Annotated in this window: 21 protein-coding genes; 10 read left to right on the top strand and 11 right to left on the bottom strand. The window is 31.4% G+C overall.

All coding sequences use genetic code 11. From position 1 onward, the window contains the following. Nucleotides 1–7 precede the first annotated feature (7 nt). From DESAMIL20_RS03370 to DESAMIL20_RS03320, 11 genes are all read right to left on the bottom strand, one after another. The gene (locus DESAMIL20_RS03370) at nt 8–349 is read right to left on the bottom strand and encodes a hypothetical protein (protein WP_086033414.1); all 342 of its coding nucleotides are present in this window, start codon (nt 347–349) and stop codon (nt 8–10) included. A 4-nt stretch (nt 350–353) separates the two neighbouring features. Continuing rightward, nucleotides 354–1,292: a ParM/StbA family protein gene (locus tag DESAMIL20_RS03365; protein ID WP_086033413.1), complete on the bottom strand. Its 939-nt coding sequence runs from the start codon at nt 1,290–1,292 to the stop codon at nt 354–356. Between the two features lie 347 nt (nt 1,293–1,639). After that, nucleotides 1,640–2,224 (bottom strand): HD-GYP domain-containing protein, encoded by a 585-nt coding sequence (locus DESAMIL20_RS03360; RefSeq protein WP_338032058.1) that lies wholly within the window; start codon nt 2,222–2,224, stop codon nt 1,640–1,642. Further along, the gene (locus DESAMIL20_RS03355; RefSeq protein WP_086033411.1) at nt 2,217–3,155 is read right to left on the bottom strand and encodes a GGDEF domain-containing protein; all 939 of its coding nucleotides are present in this window, start codon (nt 3,153–3,155) and stop codon (nt 2,217–2,219) included. The genes DESAMIL20_RS03360 and DESAMIL20_RS03355 overlap by 8 nt, the downstream gene beginning before the upstream one ends. Nucleotides 3,156–3,162: 7 nt before the next feature. After that, complete coding sequence (locus DESAMIL20_RS03350) at nt 3,163–5,319, bottom strand: type IV secretory system conjugative DNA transfer family protein (RefSeq protein WP_158090501.1); 2,157 nt, start codon at nt 5,317–5,319, stop codon at nt 3,163–3,165. 40 nt (nt 5,320–5,359) lie between these two features. After that, entirely contained in the window at nt 5,360–5,959 is a 600-nt protein-coding gene (locus tag DESAMIL20_RS03345; protein ID WP_086033409.1) for a hypothetical protein, read from the bottom strand. Further along, on the bottom strand, nt 5,934–6,557 hold the full coding sequence (locus DESAMIL20_RS03340) for a hypothetical protein (RefSeq protein WP_086033408.1): 624 nt from the start codon (nt 6,555–6,557) through the stop codon (nt 5,934–5,936). The genes DESAMIL20_RS03345 and DESAMIL20_RS03340 overlap by 26 nt, the downstream gene beginning before the upstream one ends. A 258-nt stretch (nt 6,558–6,815) precedes the next feature. Beyond that, the gene (locus tag DESAMIL20_RS03335; protein WP_143340237.1) at nt 6,816–7,184 is read right to left on the bottom strand and encodes a hypothetical protein; all 369 of its coding nucleotides are present in this window, start codon (nt 7,182–7,184) and stop codon (nt 6,816–6,818) included. Nucleotides 7,185–7,188: 4 nt separating this feature from the next. Continuing rightward, nucleotides 7,189–8,979, bottom strand: coding sequence for a hypothetical protein (locus DESAMIL20_RS03330; RefSeq protein WP_086033406.1), 1,791 nt, complete (start codon nt 8,977–8,979; stop codon nt 7,189–7,191). After that, a complete protein-coding gene (locus DESAMIL20_RS03325) occupies nt 8,979–9,485 on the bottom strand; it encodes a hypothetical protein (protein WP_086033405.1) in 507 nt (168 codons plus the stop codon). The genes DESAMIL20_RS03330 and DESAMIL20_RS03325 overlap by 1 nt, the downstream gene beginning before the upstream one ends. Before the next feature lie 12 nt (nt 9,486–9,497). Beyond that, nucleotides 9,498–10,118: a hypothetical protein gene (locus DESAMIL20_RS03320; protein ID WP_086033404.1), complete on the bottom strand. Its 621-nt coding sequence runs from the start codon at nt 10,116–10,118 to the stop codon at nt 9,498–9,500. A gap of 159 nt (nt 10,119–10,277) precedes the next feature. Between DESAMIL20_RS03320 and DESAMIL20_RS03315 the strand changes: the two genes are divergently transcribed. From DESAMIL20_RS03315 to DESAMIL20_RS03275, 10 genes are all read left to right on the top strand, one after another. After that, nucleotides 10,278–10,571, top strand: a complete 294-nt coding sequence (locus tag DESAMIL20_RS03315; protein ID WP_086033403.1) for a hypothetical protein — start codon at nt 10,278–10,280, stop codon at nt 10,569–10,571. Further along, nucleotides 10,561–11,067, top strand: coding sequence for a crossover junction endodeoxyribonuclease RuvC (locus DESAMIL20_RS03310; RefSeq protein ID WP_143340236.1), 507 nt, complete (start codon nt 10,561–10,563; stop codon nt 11,065–11,067). Before DESAMIL20_RS03315 ends, DESAMIL20_RS03310 begins: the two co-directional genes overlap by 11 nt. 13 nt (nt 11,068–11,080) lie before the next feature. After that, nucleotides 11,081–11,206 carry a hypothetical protein gene (locus DESAMIL20_RS10755; protein WP_275074236.1) on the top strand — a complete coding sequence of 42 codons (126 nt, stop codon included), beginning with the start codon at nt 11,081–11,083 and terminating at the stop codon, nt 11,204–11,206. Further along, nucleotides 11,203–11,412 (top strand): hypothetical protein, encoded by a 210-nt coding sequence (locus DESAMIL20_RS03305; protein ID WP_086033401.1) that lies wholly within the window; start codon nt 11,203–11,205, stop codon nt 11,410–11,412. The genes DESAMIL20_RS10755 and DESAMIL20_RS03305 overlap by 4 nt, the downstream gene beginning before the upstream one ends. Then, the gene (locus DESAMIL20_RS03300; RefSeq protein WP_086033400.1) at nt 11,409–11,870 is read left to right on the top strand and encodes a metal-dependent hydrolase; all 462 of its coding nucleotides are present in this window, start codon (nt 11,409–11,411) and stop codon (nt 11,868–11,870) included. Before DESAMIL20_RS03305 ends, DESAMIL20_RS03300 begins: the two co-directional genes overlap by 4 nt. Nucleotides 11,871–11,897: 27 nt before the next feature. Beyond that, nucleotides 11,898–14,066: an AAA family ATPase gene (locus tag DESAMIL20_RS03295; protein ID WP_086033399.1), complete on the top strand. Its 2,169-nt coding sequence runs from the start codon at nt 11,898–11,900 to the stop codon at nt 14,064–14,066. 8 nt (nt 14,067–14,074) lie between these two features. After that, the gene (locus DESAMIL20_RS03290; RefSeq protein WP_086033398.1) at nt 14,075–15,070 is read left to right on the top strand and encodes a hypothetical protein; all 996 of its coding nucleotides are present in this window, start codon (nt 14,075–14,077) and stop codon (nt 15,068–15,070) included. 1,498 nt (nt 15,071–16,568) lie between these two features. Then, the gene (locus DESAMIL20_RS03285) at nt 16,569–17,183 is read left to right on the top strand and encodes a hypothetical protein (protein ID WP_086033397.1); all 615 of its coding nucleotides are present in this window, start codon (nt 16,569–16,571) and stop codon (nt 17,181–17,183) included. Further along, nucleotides 17,180–17,437: a hypothetical protein gene (locus DESAMIL20_RS03280; RefSeq protein ID WP_086033396.1), complete on the top strand. Its 258-nt coding sequence runs from the start codon at nt 17,180–17,182 to the stop codon at nt 17,435–17,437. The genes DESAMIL20_RS03285 and DESAMIL20_RS03280 overlap by 4 nt, the downstream gene beginning before the upstream one ends. Before the next feature lie 118 nt (nt 17,438–17,555). Next, nucleotides 17,556–18,938 carry a hypothetical protein gene (locus DESAMIL20_RS03275; RefSeq protein ID WP_086033395.1) on the top strand — a complete coding sequence of 461 codons (1,383 nt, stop codon included), beginning with the start codon at nt 17,556–17,558 and terminating at the stop codon, nt 18,936–18,938. Nucleotides 18,939–19,192: the final 254 nt, after the last annotated feature.

Genomic DNA, 19,192 nt, shown 5'->3' with positions numbered 1-19,192 from the left:
AGGTTATCTAGAATGAACTACCATCATCTTCTGCTTCTTTTTTAATTTCTATTTCTACATCTGTTTCTGTTTTTACTTCTGGTTCTGGTTTAATATAAGCTGTATTATTGCTATCTGTTTTAGATTGTGGTTGTTCTTCTAGTTTTTCCTTATTATCATTAATAATATTATCAATTTCTTGAAAATAAAGCGATTTATATTTATCAGGCATATGTTGTATAAAATATTGGCAAGCCTGTAAAATAAAAGTTGTTTTAGGAATTTGCAGTTCGTCTAAAAAAGTTGCTTTTTCTCTGGGTATCCTAAAAAAAAAGTATCTAAAATTGCTTTCATCTTTTTTCTTAGCCATTTTTTTACTCCTTATCTTTATTTTTATCACGCTCGTAATAACCTATGACATTTTGAAATTCATAAGGTTTTTTGGAAAATACATATAAGTCTCTCATAGGAACATTTTCAAGCAAATAAGCACCACCACCGCTTATAATAACTTTACTTACTGAATATTTTCTTAAATGTTTTTCTATAAAATGAATTGTATCTACCGCAAACTTACTTATTAAATCGTTTACAACGCTTTCTATATCTACCATATTTCCTTTAATATCTATTTCTTTCTTTTCTATTGCGATTTTTGCCTGCTGTTCGCTTATATTTTCATCTTCATACTGTTGATTTATGAAATTTTGAAGGTTATTAACCATTATTTCTACGCCAAATGTTCTTACTGTAGATTTTTCTTCTATAATTCTACTATCTTTAAATAATAAAATATCAACCGTATTGTATCCAATGTCTAAAACACATATATACTTTTTTCTTTCTTCTTCGGTAGTGTTATTGTAATAAATCCCCTGTCCTTGAATATAAGCTATGCGTTTACCGAAAGTTATCTTTTCACCGTTAATATCAATTTCTTTTACCGCATTAAAAAATTTTTCTTTTTTATTCCATTCTCTTAAAGTCAACCCTGTAACAAGCTTGTCAAAATGTGTATCAATGCCGTCTTTTTTTAATATTTGAATGGCATGGTAGATAAAAAATGGGGCAAATTTGACAAGTTCATCATATCTATTGATATAATCAATTTCACCTTTATCAGATTCATTTTTTAATCCTATTATATACTGTAATTTTCTTTCGCCTGTTTTATAATAACCCCTGTCCCTTATTTCCCCTTTAAAATCCTTAAATATTGTTTCCTGAACAAAAGTGCTTGGAAACTTATTTAGATAATCATCTGCCTTAAATTTCACATCACCGTAACCTATGTCTATTACCAACTTTCTCACTCAGCACCTCCTAAATAAAAAATTAGGCTATTAAAGCCCAAAAACAATACTATAATATTTTATATTCAAAGTCAATACTTATTATTTTATTTTATTATTTTTATATTCAATTTAAAAATATAGAAAAAAAATATTATTTTATTTACTATTTTATTTGAATATTATATATTATTTTTGTATGTATAATTATTATATCTTTCTTTATATGTATGTTTTCTTTGAATATTATAGCATATTTTTATATATAAAATTCTTACATTTTATTATATCTTTCTTTATATGTATGTTTTCTTTGAATATTATATATTATTTTTATGTGTATAATTATTATATTTTTCTTAAAACAATTAAAACTGCAAGTCAGTTTTGATTAATTTTACTTCTTCTTTGGTAAATACATCTTTAAAATCTGCTAAACCTAAATTTAATGCCATACTGCAAGACATTGACGGCTTATACTGTCTGAATTCTATACAAGCCGAAAAAATATCCGCAAAAGATATAACCACAGCTTCTTTTGGAATATTTTTTATCCTGTAATATCCGCTACCATCTGGCTTTTCGTGGTGCAACATAATTAAATCAATTATTGATATATCGCTTTTTAAATATTCGTTATAAGCCCATCTTGGCATTGCATACTGTAAATATTTAACACTATATTCTGGGTGCCTGTAAATATACTCCTTATCTAACTGGTTTAATAATTTATTAGGTTTTGTAAAAAGTCCATCATACCAATAAAATTTACCAACATCGTGATGAAGCGAAGCTTTGTAAATCTTAACCGATGTTTTTTTAGAAAAACCGCATATTAAAGAAACTCTGTAAGCAATATCCGCAACACTACGCATATGCTTGCGTAACAAAACGATATTAAAAGGGCTGATATTTTTATTTTTATTTAAAAGCAATGGTTGCGTATTAGCCATCGCTTTTAAACTCCACTCTGTTTTTGCCTTTGTTTTTAGCAATATAAAGTGCTTGGTCTGCCCTTTGTATAACATCTAAACAAGAATTATCCTCTAATTTAGCGTAAGTTACTCCTATGCTTACGGTTGTGCTTATTACTGCGTCTTTTTCTATGATTTTCATATTTGCTATACTTTCTCTTATAGTATTAAAAACTTTTATACCAGAAACTATATCCGCAACAAGAATGCCTAAACAAAACTCCTCTCCTCCGTATCTGCCGAAAACATCTTGCTTTCTTTTGTTTTGTTCTATTAAGTTAGTTAAATTCTGCAAATAAATATCTCCTGCCCTGTGTCCGTATGTATCGTTAATAACTTTAAAATTGTCTATATCTAAAATACCTACCATAAAAACAATAGGAATAATGTTTTCTTTCATCATAGCTTGCGTATAATGAAACATATTTTTAAAGCCGTTTACTAACCCTCTGCGGTTAAAAATCATTGTAAGCGGATCATAAAGCGTTTCTTTCTTTAAAAGCTTAATTCTTTTACCGTCATTAATTGCGTTTTCCAAAACACTTTTAACTTCAATTTCTTCTGCGTATTTTAAATTTAAAAAGTAGTGTCCGCCATTTGTATAAATATTATAAAGAAAATTTTTATCGTTTATTTCTTCGTTGATTACTGTAATAATCCTAATTAAATTGGTATCTTCATCACGCTTAATTGCTTTAATTAAATCAAAAACATTCTTTGTGCTTAAAACATCTAAAACCAGCGCAATAACAAAATTATGGTTGGTTTTTAAATGTTGCACTAATTCTATAACCTCGCTAAAATTTAAAACAGTAATGTTTCCATTAATTTCTTGATTAATTAAATTTTTTAAATAATCAGCGAATATTTTGTTGCTTAAAAGCGTTAAAACCTCTAATTTTTCTTCCATAAACACCTTATGTATTCATACATTTTTCAGCACCATCTTTATATGATTTTGCCATATTATTATTATTTTCTTGTTTAGATTGTTCGGTTACAATATTTTTTTCATTTTGATTATTTTCATTATTTGTTTTAGGGTTGTTTGGACCGCCCTCTTTTTCTGTTTTTTTCTGTTGTTCTAATTTTAATCTTTCAGCATTTTCATTGCAGTATTTTAGAAAATTAAGCCCGCCTCTCCAATAAGATTCTTGTTTAGGATTTTCTTTAAACAGTTCATTTATCTTTAAGTTATCAAAGTTTTCTGCAAAATAGCTTGTTTTTCCTCTTATAGCAAATGCACCCTTGCCCCTAATAGAATGAATAAAGGCTGTTCCCATAGGCATATCGTTTACAAGCTTTTCTGGTCTAATAATATAATCTTCTGCCATACTTGCATTGTCGGAATATCTCGGCTTAATATACTCGCCTATGCCATTTAATTTACTTGTTGAAGTTACAGACATTCCATATTCGTAATATTTTTTCTTTCCCACTAAATCAGAGAAAAACTCGGCAGTTTCCCTATCACCCGCACGCAACAAAACTCTTGTGCTGGTATTATTAAACATACGCTTTAAAAACTCTTCTTCAAACTGCGATTTATCTTGATGAGCCACCACTATACCTATACCGCTTTCCCTTGCCATATCAAACATTTTTAAAAAGTCATCTGGTAAAATTGAGCTTGCTTCATCAATAAAAAGCAAATCAGGTATAGGTTTTTTATTTAGCATAGCCTGCTTTTTAGCCGCATAAGCTTGAATATCCATAAGTATCATTTTACCAAGCTTGCCTGCTTCGTGAACATAACTTAAAGCACGCAGGAAAAAGCCTAATGTATTGCCTTCATTAAGGTCTTTTTCAATATTAATATCAGGATTATAATCGTTAATTACCCAATGCGCATTTTTTAAAAATGCATATTGAGCTAAATGGTTTCGCAAACCGCTTAATGTATCAACATATTTTTGATTTGTAGCTTCTGTCTTAATTGCCTCTTTCCATAAGCCATAAACATTATCTTTCGTTTTTGGTGTAATTATTACTTCCGACAGCATATCAATTGAATAAGGCAAATATGCAACAAGTGCGTATAAATCAAGAAAATTCAATTTCAGTCCTTCTGCTTTCAACTCTTTAACCGTTTCCATAAGCTTATTTACATAGCCCATCATTGCGTTAACAAATTCTTTTTGTTTTTCAATGTAGTAAGTAGCCGTAGAACCCGGATCGTATAAGGTTGCATTAATCATAAGGCTTACTGTGGTAGGAGAGCAAGTAGCAATTGGATTATAAGTGCTTGAATATTTTACATTTACTTCATCTAAATCAACCACTTTAAGCTTTTTAAGCCTATTCTGCTGTTGCATTAAGCCTGCAATCGCATTCATAACACTAACATCACCTTTTGGGTCAACTAATACTAAACCAAGCCCGTTGGCTATTGTCTGCTGTATCATAGGTCCGATAATTGACTTTGTTTTACCTGAACCTGTTGGGGCTAAAATATAAACGTGCTTGCTTAAATCACTCATATTTATTGAAAACGGCATATCAACATACCTTTTTTCCCTGCCGTTTTCTTCCACTAAAACCGAACTTAAAAAGGTCATTTTATTGTTTATAATTGCAGGATTTGCCTGTATATCCTGAATGTTAAACATTTTTCTAATTTTATTAACGCTGTATGGTATTACAACTTCTTTCCAATAATCTGCAAAAGGTGTTAATTTAATCCTTTCTCCTGTAATCATCATAGCGTCGTTATAGTCTTTATAGCCAACTAAATTTTGAAAAAAATACTTTCTTGATAAGCCAACTAAACTTAAAACAAGGAAACCATAAAAAAGAAAATTCAAGAAAAAAAGTATTAAGTAGGTGGGTAGAAAATCAATAATAGACCAAATAAACAAGTAAAGAGTGATTATAATTAAAATAATGGCTACATATATAAAGCGTAAAAAAATCCTTATTCTGTCAAACATTATGTAAAGTTTGGGCTGTGTTTCCTTAAACTGCGCTTCTTTGTCTTTTAGATATTTCACAAAAAGCTGATTGCCAACTTTAATTCCAAAGATTAAAATACCTAAAAACAACAAAAAATAAAGAAAATTAAAAATAACACTCATAATATTCATTATAAAGTTTTAATTTGTTTTTTCAAGTATTTCAAAAACACTTTCTCACTTCCTCTATCTTTTCTTTAAGCTTCTCGTCCATTAACAACACTGTCAAATCCAAATTCTTTTTCTTAAAGTTTCTAATGTGGTTTTCTGCGTGTTTTTTGGCATAAATCAAAACTGCTGGCGGTATTTTTAAATAATAAAAAAGTGCATACAAAAAGCTATCGTCAAATCTTACTTTATAAGCTATTTTGAAGTAATAAAAAACATAGTAAACCCAAAAATATTTGCTTCTAACTTTCTTAGCTACCCTGCCGTTTGCAGACTTAATAAAATTTGTTTTGTTAAATTTAGCAAAATATTCTGTAAATTTCTTTTCTTGGCTTACAGTTTTCATTTTAAATTCATAGTAATAAGCATCAACCAAAGACAAGTATTGTCTTATTGAGATTAGATAACATCTTTCTAAAAAATTCGGCAATGTAAATATCTTATGCGTTTTATCATAATTTGCCATCTTTTTCTCAACCGACAAGTCCACATTTTTCTCACGCAACAAGCCTATCACATACAACAAATAATCTCTGTATTCTGTAATCAAATCCAGCAGTTCTTTTTCTTTATCCGACACTATTTTGTTTGTCACTTTTTAGTCCTCTCAAATATCTTTCTTCAACCATCTCAACTGCCTTTTTTAATTCATCGTGCTCGGCAAAAAGTTTTTCCCAATTTATATCTCTTTTTTTATACCGTTTAAGCCAAAAATCGCTATGTAATTGCATATAGGCTAAAACCGCAGGCGGTATGTTTGTAGCAACATAAATTAAATACAAAAAGCTATCTGTAATTTTGATATTGTATTTGGTTTTAAAATAGTAAAGCAAAAGGTAGTAGATTTCATAAAAATTATAAGTGTGTCTGCCTACTCTGGCACTTATCTGTTTTGTAGGCATAGGGAACTCTCTTTTAGTGTTTATATACTCATTTATACTCTCCTCTCCAAATTCCAAAAAATATCTGTCTTTCAGCATAATATATTTTGTAAATTCTATATCAAAAAATCTCTCCAAAAGCGTAGGCATTATAAAATATTTTCTGCCTGTCTTTTTGTTTTCATACACTCTATCTTTTCGTCTGTTTTTTTGTGTTTTTTCTAATAGATATTGCAGGTATATCATAAAGTTTTTTTGCAGGTCAATTTGTTTTAAAAGTTTCTCTTTTTTTTCGTTAGTTTGTTCGTCCATTATCACTCCTTTTTATGTTAATTTTTGTTTCAAAATTCACTCTGATTTCTCTCAATTTTTTACTCAAATTTTTAATCATTTTTTGCATCTAAAACTCATCAATTTTTCTTTTAATTTTTGTCTTAAAATTTTTTCTGTCTTTATTAGTTACCTTTTGGCTAACTAAATATATATTTGTGACAATCGCTATATGTTTATATCTATGACAAATTATATACTCATAACCAAATTGCATTTTTTCTCTCATTTTTCTAACTCTTACAAACCCGCATACAAAAGCCATTTTTCATTTTGCAAATTATTTGCATTCTGTATATTTGTGACAATCGCTATGTATCTATATCTATGACATTTATCATCTACCCCTTGAAAACCCGCATACAACCGTCTCGTGTCAAATCTTGCAAGATAAAGCCTATATAACAAAAAAAACAAGCCATTGTTTAAAAAAATTACAGGTGTAAAAAAAACTACAAGCCATCGCACCACCACTTTCTTGGTGTAAAGGTAGCCGTTTTTTGCTATTTCCTTTGTTTTTCTTATTATATCGGTATTAACCCTTGATTTTACTATTTTGCATTGTGTTTGACTAAAAAATTGTATGTTTTTTTGTATTTGTTTTATCATATTTTTATTCACTCACTTTCTTAATTGAAAAATCCTCTTCTGTTATCCCAAACTTGTATAAATTTTCAAGCTTGCCTGTTGCAATTGCCACATAAATATTGCCATTAATAATTGACCCGTTTGAATGTTGTAAAGTATTATCTGCAAGTAATATATTTTTTAAGTTAGTAAATTGTGTTTCTGTTAAACCCTCTTTTGCGACTTCATAAAAGAAATATTGAAACATCATTGCCATCTTATCTGCACCTGCGAGTAATGGTAATTTTAAAATCAATTCGTATGGCATCTTTCTTTCTTTAAATTCTTTCTCAAAAAGACCGCTTAACTTTTTAAAAAAGTTTTCATGAAACACAAAGATTTTGCTTCCATATTTTTCAATGCCAACCACATCAACTTGCGCGCTTTCTATCTGGTTAATCAAGAAGTGTTTTCTAAGTCCCTGTTTTGTTGCTACATTCTCTAAAATTTTTGCAAGTGCATTATGCCTATTTTCTCTATCTAAACCTGTGTAAATTATTTCAACAGGAACACTCCATTGATCGTATTTTTTAATCGTTTCAAATTGTTCGTCTGTTGGAAAAAATTTAGTAGAGAGTTGTATAAAAATATTGCGTTGTGCTGTCTCGTCCAATTTGTAACTCAACCATTCATTTGCTCTTGCTTTTTCTATCTTTGCCATTTTTTCTTTGATACTTTCTCCTTTTACATCTAATGCATCAATTACTTCTGAGGGCATAGCTTTGCTCTGTCTGTAATTTCTAATTTTGTCTAAATCGTGGCAAACTGCCGTGTAAAATAATTCAAGATAGTTGTCTAAAAAATCATCACGCTTAATTGCGTTTAAAATCATTACATAGGCTACGTGCAAAGTGTGTGTCAAAAGTCCATATTTTTCATCTGGATTATGATGTCCCGAAATGGAAGCTGGGTATGGATCACCTGTCATAGTTTTTTCCTGCATCACTGACGATGTCATATAGCGCATTAAATTTGCAGACATTTCTGCAAATTTATATTGCTTTGAGTTTTGTAATTTTTCTTTGTTTTCTTTTGCACGCTGTATAAAATTTTCTGCCACAACATTGTGGACAAACTTTCTTAACTCATCTATGTTAATCATTCGTGTTTCTGTTTTTTCTGTTGTATCTTTGCTTGTAAATTTTTTTAATTTAAAAAGCGGGTTGTTTACTTCAAAAGTTGCAAGAAATTTTTTTGCGTCCTCTTTTGTTTCAAAATATGGTATAAATGCAAAAAATTTCAAAGCTTCCCTGTCAACGCTGTCTTTAATTTTTGAGATTTTTTTGTAAAAAATCCAAAAAGCCAAAACCAACAAAACGACTGTAAACACTATTGCCACAAAAGTCCACCAGAAATAACTTAAAAAAAAGATTTGGTTTAATGCCATATTTGCTTTTACGGTATTGATTGCCCCGCAGTAGTCTTTGTTGTTTTTAAGTCCAAAGTAAGAACCTATAACTTGGAAAGTATTAAATTTGCCATCTACTTTTCGGCATTCTTCGCTGTTTTGTTTTACGATTGCTATCTGAGCGTTTTTTAAAAAAACTTGCCATTGCGAGTCAATTATTTTTGACATTAAAGTAAAATTTATCGCATCAAATCGGTTTTCTGCTGTGTCAACTATGTTTTGAACTTTTTCCACTTCACCTATGGTAATTGGATTCTTGTTCATAAAGTTAATTACGCCGTTTACAATCACAAGCATAAAAAAGACAGAAAAAAACGCTATGGCAAAAGGTAAATTCCACCCGTTTTGATTTTCTTTTTTCTCTGGCATTATTTTGGCTCCTCTAATGATTTGGCATATTGTATAGCTTTTGCGGTTGTAATAAAAGCTAAATCTCTTTCCAAATGGACTATTAATTTTAACAAATCAATTCGTGCAAGCGAATAGTAAGCTGACTCTTTATCGTTTTGGCTACAATTAGAACATTCCAAAAGATTTGAAAATTTAAGCCTGATTGTGTAGACAAAATATGAATCATCTTTTGGTTTATCCACTTTTATAGCCACTTCGTTTACTAAGCTTTTATTTACAGGCTTAATTGCGTCATAATAATTTGTAGTGTTTGCAAAAACGACATAATTAAGCATTTTGTGAAAAACCGAAAGTTCCTCTAAATTTAGAATTGCTTTTTTTTCAGCGGTTGGCAAGGCATAAAAACCGCTTTGCGTAACAAAAATTTTTGCGTAATATTCTCCGCTCTGCACGAAATAGTCTACTGTTAAAGCTTTTGTTTTATTTTTACCTGTAAAAGAAAAAACAATTGGACTCAGCCACATATCAAACCTCCCTTAAAAAAGCCTTACACCTAAGCTTACAGTAATCTTTGGGGTAATATCATTAAAAAACCTGTATTTATTGCATAAAATAAACAATCTATACATTAAAAGCGACCTTTTCTTTGTGTAAACAAACTTATTTACAAAATTCATCAAGCTGAAATTATTTTTTGCTTTTTGTAGAATAATAGGGTCTTCCTCCCAAATTTGGAGTTTTAAGTTAAAAATAGCGTAATTAAAAATTATCAAGCCTTTTGCTCTATAAAAAGCAGTAGAGTATTTTATTGCTTTTTTAAAAAACGATTCAGCGTTGATAAGTAAGAAATAGTCTTTATATTTTTTTTCTTCTTGTAATTTTGTGTAACAACAGGCTATATTGTTTGCCAAAGAAGCCATTATGTTTCGGCTAACAATATATCTATTGCTCACAATGTCATTGTGAACATCTAAAAACATTTTTAAAGCACGAGAATATTCTTTTTCCGAAAAAACGATATACGCAGTATTAATTAGCGAATTATGTTTTATTTTTTTCTTAATAGTGCGTTCCCTAAAAATGAAATTTTCGTATTTGTCAAAAATTTCTTTATAAGCTTCCTTGTTTGTATTTTCATCTGTGGTTATGAAAATCATAATTTTACCTGTTTCCCTGTAAAATTCATATAAGGATTATAAGCATAAAATATAAAGTTGTCAAATTTTAGTCTTATATAGTTAATTAAAAAAATTATGCTTGACTTTTTAAAAATAAAAGTTTATTTTTTAAGGAGTTTATTTGAAAGGAGGTGGGTTATGTTAAAAAAACTTCTTTCCCAAGTATCCCAAACAGGATTGTTTGGTGGATTTATGTTTGAGGAAATTAGAGAAAACAGCGAATTGATTGGTGTAAAAGTTAGATTGGTGAGAAGAGATTGGGATATGCCTTTTAAAATAAGTATATTTCTTAATGAATTGCCAGATATCCAAAAAGTTAACAGAAAAACTTATGCTTTAAGAAAAATAGCTTTAATGCAGGCATTATCGCTTGTATTCTGGGATATAATAGATATTGACTCAATTCAGAGAACAAAAAAATATGCAGTCTGATATTTACTTAATCGGTTGCGATCCGTCTGTTAAACACTTAGCTTTTGCAGTTTACAAAAACAAGACTTTAACGGACTATTTTAAAATAAAAACCGATTTTACCGAGATTAATAAGCTGTTTTTCGGTTTTAAAAATAAAAATGTTATTTTTGGTATTGAAAAACAATATTTACACTTAAACATAGCTACGCTTATTAAGCTTGTAGAGGTCAGAACGCTTGTTACCACACTTGCAAGCGTTAACAACTTTTCAGAAATCTTAACAATTACCCCGCAGGAATGGCAAAGCCTTATTCTTGGTATGAACCAGAAACAAAAAAGGGAACAGCGTAAAAATGTGTCAATGCTGGTAGCAAGCAAAATTGCCTGTGAGAAAATTACCGACAATGACATAGCAGATGCTATATGCATAGCAAATTATATTGTGATTAGTCAGTCACCTCTCCCTAAAGGAAGAGGCTTGTCCCGTGAGGGACAAGGGCAACTGGCTGATTAGGGGGCATCGAAAGATGCAGAAGTTATTAACAAGACCCTTAAGGAACACACCTGCACTGAATCCTCTGCCTGAAGGCAGAGGTCTTGTGCGGGGGGTGGATAAATTTGGATACAACCAAAAATTAGGAGGTGTAGTATGATAAAAAAAACGGTTTTAGAATGCTATTTATACGATGACAACAAATGCCTTGTTTATGTAGATGGAGTTTCAAAAGGGCTTTTTGATTTAAAAAATTTCAACTCTCTTGAAAGCTTTTTTGAGTTTTTAGATAAAGAGTTTGATGTTGAAAAAAGGCATATTTATAATATCGCTTTGGAAAAAACAAAATCTAAAATTGCTATATGAAAAAAGCTTCGCATACACTGATAGGGCTAAGCGGTTTTTGGCTTGTTTTTCAACCGCATTTACAGCAATTAGCTGTAAACCATCAAACAAGCACAGCCTTATTTGCCTGTATGATAGGTTCTATTGCACCCGACTTTGATATATACGCTTCAAATATGAATCTGCGTTTTAAAGAGAGAAGTTTATGGAACGCACACAGAGGCATAACACATCACGCAATATTAGGACTTTTGCTTTTTTTAACTGCACTAATCATTCCTAATACAGCATTTAAAGCTTTTGTATTAGGCTATATTCTGCATTTACTTGCAGATATGCTTTCTAAATTAGGTATCCCGTATTGGAGTTATCAAGACAGGTTCGCTTTAAAACTTTACGAAACAGGAAAATTAAGCGAATTTCTGGTTTTAAGTGCAATTATAGCATTTACTGCTATAATAATGCATCAAATAATTTAAGACAAATTTGTCTTATAAGGGGGTTATATGAAAACAGACGAATTAAAGAAAGTTTTAGAAACAATATATCCGAATCACAATTTCCACTGGCAACAGAAAGGCAACCAGCTGTTTGGTTTTTGTCCCGAACACAATGACACACGCAAGCAAAACTTGGTTTTAGCAGACAAAGGCAATGGAGCTTTTTTTAAATGCTTTGCCTGCGGTTTCAGCGGTAACGGCGAAAGTTTGCTTAATCAAGGAAATATTGACTATGAAATAAGATTTTTCACTCAATTTGCTAATCTGTGTGTTGACACGCTTATAAATAACAAATGCCTAAATGCTAAAATCGCAAATACTTACTTGGAGTTTAGAAATCCCGATTACAAAAGTCTCATTAAAAACAATGTCCTTGTAGGCACAATAGATAATGACTTTAATGTCGGCAAGTTAGCTGAACTCATTACCACAGAAGAACCGAAAGAAAAACAGAAAATTATAGACAAATTTAAAAACTTGATGAATGTAAAAGACAAAACAGTCCCGCTTTTGTTTTTCTACACTAACAAAAATGGCTATATAGAACAGATAAAAATTAGATATATTTTTTCTACCGACGAATTTGATGGAAAAGTCAGCGATATTGATTTTTCACAGGAAAGAAACAACAAGCAATTTTCAATCCTAAAAACCGAAAAACAGACCATTAATGCTTTCGGTTTGCATTTGTTTTCTAATATGCCGAAATTAACGATTTTTGTAACAGAAGGCGAGTTTAATACGATTAGCTTTTTGGCTAAAAAATACGACAAAAATCCAAACGAGATAACACTCAAAAATTACAGGTCAATCAGCATTGGAAGCGCTCAAAATCTTGAAAAAAATCTTAATCTTTTAAACCACTTAAAAAATACAAATTACAGCATCATTTTTGCCTTAGACAACGACGAAGCAGGCATAAAAGCATTAATGGAATTTGTGACAAAACACACAGAATTTTTAGAGGATTTTATTTATCTTGAAGAAAATACAAAAGACATAGATGATTGTTTAGCACAAAATGATTTTCCCGACGCAGATTTTATCTACAAAAACAGCAGGATTTTTTCAATCAAAGAAATGCTACCGATTTTGAAATTCAGATTAGAACAAAAAGAACAAGAACAAACTCAACACATATTAGACAAAGCCGTAAAAGAGGGCTTTAACCTGATTATACAAGCGTTAGGTAAAAACATAGACAACGACAGCATACCTGTAAATCTTGCAAATTACCCAAACAAGCCTAATAGAGAGTGGCTAATAAATGGTTTAATTGCAAAAAACAAAATAAACATTTTTGCTGGTCTTGGAGGTAGTGGAAAAACTACACTCACTTTGCAATGGATTTTGCACTTGCTTTTAGGCATTCAATATTGCGATATACCAGTCCAGCAAATTAGAAAAGCGATGATAATCAGCGCAGAAGAAGACAGAGAAGAAATCGCTGGTAAAATCAACAGTTTACTTAACGACTATTTTGCAGAACTCACAGGTAAAAAGTTTGATTTTTTACAGAAATTGCTAAAAGATAGAATTTCAATCATTACAAACCACACGACTTTTACCGAACAAGAATTTTCAAAAGTGATTACTACAAAAGATTTTGAAATAACAAAAAGCTATGTGAGTGTTTTTAATCCTGATTTAATCTTAATAGACAGTCTATCGTCAACAAACAGAGTGGAAATCCAAAAATCGCATTTGATACAGGCAGTTTTAGATGAGATTAGAAAATTAACGGGCGAAAGAAGTGTTATTTATCTAGCCCATATGGCAAAAGACACAGTCAACGCAGAAAATATCTTTGGAGTTAATGCAGACAAAATACTCGGCAGTGCAAGCTTAACAAACAAAGTCAGACAGGTATTGCTGATTTTTAAAAACCAGATGAAAGTTGCAAAAAGCAATCTTTTGCCGATAAACGATATTGAAAAATATTATTACGAGCTGGAACAAGCAACAAACAACAACGGTGAACCGATTATTTGGGGCAGGAACATAAGAAAAGTGCAAGCGTTGCCCGAAGAAACAGAAGTGGTAGATAGACCAAAAACAGTGCAAAAAACAACACAAATAAATAAATCTAACAACCCTAATAATCAGCCTAAAAAACCATCATACCAAAGTAAAAAAATTAACAAAGAAATACAAGGTTTTGATACAGATATATAGGAGGTTTTATGAGCAAGAAAAAAGATTCATCTGACAACAGCGGAACTAAAAAAACAAAAGGCAAAGTGGTTAAACCTAAACTTGGAATTAGCACAAACGATAAAACTATTAGAATGAATGACTTTCTAATGGTTTTACGTAGCGGGATTTTTTTTGACCCTGTTAAACAGCGGAAAGACAAACCGAAATATCTTGAAAATCTTGGGATTAAAATCAACGGAAAAAACAATATTGTTTACATCGTGAAAGCTTCAAGATTGGAAAACACAATTACACATCAAAGATTATTTGAATCAATATTAGAGCTTGGCGAATTTACCGACGAAAACACTCTTGTGGTTGACAACATGTATAAGCTTAAACAATTGGCAGGTATTAACTCTGATACAAGCGACCAATTAATTATCAGGCTTCTAAAAGAAATTATGGCAACTGTGGTTGATGTAAACAAATACAAAAACGACAGTGGTGATGAAGATGGTTGGATTGAGGAAAAAAGAGTAATTTTCCATCTTTTAGATAAAGCTTATATTGACAGCGAATATAACCAAAAAACAAACCGAAGAAAAATCAATACGCTTGTTGTAAAATTTGATGGAGAATTTATTAATGCCACAAAAGTGTTTAACACAGTCAAAATCCATCGCAATGTTTTAGAATATATTCATAACAACATAGATAACCCTTACACAGAAAAAATAATAAAATACTGCATCACACAAAATAAGGCTTTTAAGGAGGAGATTTGGAAATTACTCAACAGGATAGCCGATTATAAAAAAGAAGAATCCGAAGTTTACAGATTAAAACGATTTAGCGTTTTAACACAAAGGCATAAAAGGCGTATTTTGGCAAGCATTTTGCAAGATAATCCCAAGTTAAACGAATTCGGTATTAATTTAAAAAAGACTACTGACGGGCAAACAATGCTTTCTTACAACCCAGAACAATCTCAGTATAAAAACTCGGTAATTCTTTGCATTAACGAGGAAAAATCAATTTAGTTGTTAAAAGTGGCTTTTTAGTTTTTTATTTATCATAACGGTATTTTCTTTTAAATACCGTTATTCTTTTTAAACAAGCTTTTACCTTATTAAATCAACATTTTTATTTTTAATTTATCTAAAAATGACGCAAACGGACATGCTATTTGGTATATAACTTTATTACTTACTATTTAGATTTTATTGTTTTAACAACATAATTAAATTTTAAGGCTTTTATTGTTTTAGAATAACGCTTGATTTGGTTATTAAAACAATATTTAATGTTTTTTACTTATTATAACAACATTATCTTGTAATAGCGTTATTCTGTATACACATTAGTTTTTCCTACAAAATCAACATTTTTATTTTTAATTTTATCAGCGGACATGCTATTTGGTATCAGCGGACATGCTATTTGGTATCAGCGGACATGCTATTTGGTATCAGCGGACATGCTATTTGGTATTGTAAAATATAAATTATATTATTATAACAAGCAAAACATAGAATTTAACAATAGTAAAAAAATATGGAATAACGGTATCAAAAACGGACATGCTATTTGGTATCAGCGGACATGCTATTTGGTATCAGCGGACATGCTATTTGGTATTGTAAACTGCCACTTTTTTTACCACTTTTCTTTATCACAACAAGCAAAACCATATAAAAAACCATACCCCCGAAAAGCCTATTCCGCACTTTTTCGCCCCTATAGTATTTCTATAGTATTTACTTTTAGTAATAATACTATAGAAATACTATAGATACACAAAAAAAAATAAAAAAAAATTTGTGCCTAAACGGCAATTTTTTTTATTTTTTTTTGCCGGACACAAAAAGTCTCACTCAACACTTTTTTAAGAAACCCCCCTTTCCCCCCTTTTTGCCTGCCCTGCGGTTGCTGGCTGGCTGTTGACTGCCCGCTACCACACGCATGTCAACCGCAAACAGTAGCACGCTTTGCGATCCGCTTGTTTTGCGGTTTCATAGACTTTAAATTTTTATGTGATTGCAAAGCCATCTAAATTTGCTATCTCATACCACTTTTAAAATGCCCGTAGAGGCTATTTAAACATACCGTAGAGATGATTTAGAGTGGTATGTGGTATAATTTTACATTGAGGCATTTTTTAAAAAATATAAACCTTATTAAAACAGTAAAATCTTAAATTACCATCTACGCATTTTCGTTGTAAGCGGTTTGTTAGTTTGATTTGGTTGTTAAAATAATATTTCTAAATTATATAACTTAATCACTTAAAATAACGCTTTGGCTTGGATAAGAGATTTGTTGTATGTTTTAACAAAAAAATCAAGTATATTAATATGTTTTTTATATTTGTCTTTATCTGCAATAAATACTTTTAGAAAAAGCATTTTACTAAAAAATTATTAATTTTAAACGCTTTTTTAAAAAATTATTTGACTTTTTAAAATTTAGTCTATATTTTTTAAATGTGCAGACCTGCAATAGTCAGGTCTGTAAAATTTTGTTTTGAGGAGGTGCTTTATGAATTATTTATCAATTGATCCGTCAACAAGGGCAATAGCTTATGCCGTATTTAATGAAAATGAGGTTTTAACAGTCGGCAAAATTAAGACAAATTTGTATGGCTTGGTTAAAGGAAAAATTTTAGAAAATTTGGTTAAAGAACACGATATTAATGGAATATTTGTGGAAACTCAATACGGTTTTCATTCTCCATCGCAAAACGAAGATGAAAATAAAAGCAACCAAGATGGCAATATACGGATTGCAGAAATTACTGGTGCAATTTATCAATTCTGTGCTGATAGAGATATGGTTTTTTCAGGCATCAAGCCATACAAATGGCAAACTACCATTTTAAAGCGATTTAGTCTTGCCTGCAATAATTACAGGGATTTACGCAATAATGAATGCAACAATCTTCTTTCACGAAAGGAAACAAAGCGAATTTCAACGGATTTTGCAAGTTCAGTCATCGGCAAGCACATACTTGACAATGATATGGCTGATGCTGTTTGTATCGCAGTGTATTCGCAGTTTCTGATTAACAAGGGTTTTATTAAAAAATTAAAACAGCCAAGAATAAAGCACGAAGTGGTATTTTCAAAAACAACACTTAGGAGAAGTGTGGCATGATGCAGTTGACTAGTGGTCATCTTATCGCTTTAACAGCTTTACTGCTGTTTGTTTTATTTTTGTTTATAGGGAATTTTTATGTCGTTAAGTTTATGAGGGAAGTTTTGCATAACACGGAACTCAGCGGCAAACAGAAAATCAAATGGCTTGCTGTTTTGGCTATTCCAATAGTGGGATTGATTATTTATTTTATCTGGAAAGTGAAAATAGAATTTAAACGGCAATTAGCGGAAGAGGAAACTCAAAATGGCTAAAAAAGGCAAATTTACCTTTTTAAGCCATTTTAATTTATATATATTTTTTTTGCTTGATTTTTTTTATTTATGTGTTTATAATTTTTTACCAATGATTTTGTAATAACGGAGGTTGAAAATGAAAAATATTTTTTATTTACTTCAAACGATATTAATAGCCTACATTCTTGCCTTTTTGTTTCTCATAACTCCTTTTGCAGTAAACCAAGCTCAAGCTGGCAGTGTTTCAACTTTGCCTACCAACAGCTTTGCGATGAATGCAAATGCAAATTTGATTTACTCAGTCGTCAACGGCTTGACAGAGCTTGACAAGAATGTGTCGGCTGATTACCGCACTACTTACTTATTTACAGACACAACACCAATCATCATCGCACATTACACTCCTTACGCACAAGAGGGACAAATTGCTGTTATATGGGTTCACCGCTTTCCAAACCAAAACGCTTACAACAAATGGCTTTCAACGGTTCAAAGCGCAGGACAGTGGGGTAACCCAGCGCAAGGCTATAAGTGGTATTCTGCACCCGTTCAAAACCAAAATGCTTTACCGTATCAAGTGGCTATGTATCACTTGATCACACCGCAAGAATTGTTTAAGATGGGTAGTTATGCTTTTCCATCAAGCAACACGCAGGCAAGCAATTACGGCAAGGTTTTTGGTTCAAATTACAACTACAACGCAGTAGCTTACTGTTCGGCTAACAACACAGGCGGTATGCCATGTTCTGATAATGCCTACAAGACAGGCTGGGACGGCTTTACTCAGATTGTAGCAGAAGTTGCAAGAGAATACCATACGCAGAACGGCGTAATTGTTTGTGACCAGCAGACTACGCATACAGTAACAGAAAAAGACAGCGGGGTTTTCAAAACTACTGTAACTGTAAAAGTTTACCTAGACACTACCCCCGTATTTTATCAAATTGTCCCCAACAACACTCCGGGCTTAACAGCAATGACATCAAACTACGGTTTCATAGCCAAAGCTTCAAGCACAGACGGCGGTATAGGCATTTTAAGAGTGCAACAAGGACTTGGAGAGTGGGGCTACAATTTCAGCGGCGCAAGCCAGCTGGTATATGAGGATAGTGAAAGTGGCTGGAATACTTGGGTTGGAATAGCACTGGGCGGGTTAACGATGTTAGCAGGGTTTGCGATGCCGGGTATAGGTCAATATCTTGGAACTGCTTTAATTGCTGGCGGTGCGGCTTATGCGGGGCTTTCCACTGTTGAACTTATCGCAGGCAATCAGCAATTTTATAATATTAATTACTACAATCTCGGCGATATGGTAGCTAACTCTAACGAAGTTACAAGGGCAGTTATTCAAAACGCTTGTTTTTGGTGGGGCAATACAGGCATGGGCGGTCAGCCCGGTAGTGGTAATCAATATATTTTAAATCAATTTGCTACTACACAGCCTATTCAATACTCTGGAATGACGGTCGGTGCTTACCAGCCCTCGGCTAACGACAAGCAAATTTTGCAACAGCAATAAAAAAAACAAAATAATAAAAAATAACCTGTTTTTTATAGCAGGTTATTTTTTTTTCTTGACTTTTCATATTTTAAGATTATAATATAGTAAGATAGCAGTTTAAACTGCTATCTAAATTTTAAAAAGGAGGTGCAAGTATGGGTAAAAAAGAAACTTTAACAATAACAGTTAGCGAACAGCTAAAAAAGAAAGTTAAAGTTTTCGTTGCGGAACATAGCACAACGATTAACAAAATAGCATCAGACTTTCTTGAA

Source organism: Desulfurella amilsii (genome assembly GCF_002119425.1).
GTDB lineage: Bacteria > Campylobacterota_A > Desulfurellia > Desulfurellales > Desulfurellaceae > Desulfurella > Desulfurella amilsii.
This window is presented reverse-complemented; position numbering and strand designations above follow the sequence as displayed.

Excerpts from the sequence above, each read along its gene's own strand:
- DESAMIL20_RS03280 (WP_086033396.1), top strand. The coding sequence starts at position 17,180 with ATGATGCAGTTGACTAGTGGTCATCTTATCGCTTTAACAGCTTTACTG.
- DESAMIL20_RS03275 (WP_086033395.1), top strand. The coding sequence starts at position 17,556 with ATGAAAAATATTTTTTATTTACTTCAAACGATATTAATAGCCTACATT.
- DESAMIL20_RS03340 (WP_086033408.1), bottom strand. The coding sequence starts at position 6,557 with ATGGACGAACAAACTAACGAAAAAAAAGAGAAACTTTTAAAACAAATT.
- DESAMIL20_RS03330 (WP_086033406.1), bottom strand. The coding sequence starts at position 8,979 with ATGCCAGAGAAAAAAGAAAATCAAAACGGGTGGAATTTACCTTTTGCC.
- DESAMIL20_RS03310 (WP_143340236.1), top strand. The coding sequence starts at position 10,561 with ATGCAGTCTGATATTTACTTAATCGGTTGCGATCCGTCTGTTAAACAC.
- DESAMIL20_RS10755 (WP_275074236.1), top strand. The coding sequence starts at position 11,081 with ATGCAGAAGTTATTAACAAGACCCTTAAGGAACACACCTGCACTGAAT.
- DESAMIL20_RS03360 (WP_338032058.1), bottom strand. The coding sequence starts at position 2,224 with ATGGCTAATACGCAACCATTGCTTTTAAATAAAAATAAAAATATCAGC.
- DESAMIL20_RS03300 (WP_086033400.1), top strand. The coding sequence starts at position 11,409 with ATGAAAAAAGCTTCGCATACACTGATAGGGCTAAGCGGTTTTTGGCTT.
- DESAMIL20_RS03355 (WP_086033411.1), bottom strand. The coding sequence starts at position 3,155 with ATGGAAGAAAAATTAGAGGTTTTAACGCTTTTAAGCAACAAAATATTC.
- DESAMIL20_RS03305 (WP_086033401.1), top strand. The coding sequence starts at position 11,203 with ATGATAAAAAAAACGGTTTTAGAATGCTATTTATACGATGACAACAAA.
- DESAMIL20_RS03370 (WP_086033414.1), bottom strand. The coding sequence starts at position 349 with ATGGCTAAGAAAAAAGATGAAAGCAATTTTAGATACTTTTTTTTTAGG.
- DESAMIL20_RS03285 (WP_086033397.1), top strand. The coding sequence starts at position 16,569 with ATGAATTATTTATCAATTGATCCGTCAACAAGGGCAATAGCTTATGCC.
- DESAMIL20_RS03320 (WP_086033404.1), bottom strand. The coding sequence starts at position 10,118 with ATGATTTTCATAACCACAGATGAAAATACAAACAAGGAAGCTTATAAA.
- DESAMIL20_RS03315 (WP_086033403.1), top strand. The coding sequence starts at position 10,278 with ATGTTAAAAAAACTTCTTTCCCAAGTATCCCAAACAGGATTGTTTGGT.
- DESAMIL20_RS03325 (WP_086033405.1), bottom strand. The coding sequence starts at position 9,485 with ATGTGGCTGAGTCCAATTGTTTTTTCTTTTACAGGTAAAAATAAAACA.
- DESAMIL20_RS03335 (WP_143340237.1), bottom strand. The coding sequence starts at position 7,184 with ATGATAAAACAAATACAAAAAAACATACAATTTTTTAGTCAAACACAA.
- DESAMIL20_RS03350 (WP_158090501.1), bottom strand. The coding sequence starts at position 5,319 with ATGAGTGTTATTTTTAATTTTCTTTATTTTTTGTTGTTTTTAGGTATT.
- DESAMIL20_RS03290 (WP_086033398.1), top strand. The coding sequence starts at position 14,075 with ATGAGCAAGAAAAAAGATTCATCTGACAACAGCGGAACTAAAAAAACA.
- DESAMIL20_RS03295 (WP_086033399.1), top strand. The coding sequence starts at position 11,898 with ATGAAAACAGACGAATTAAAGAAAGTTTTAGAAACAATATATCCGAAT.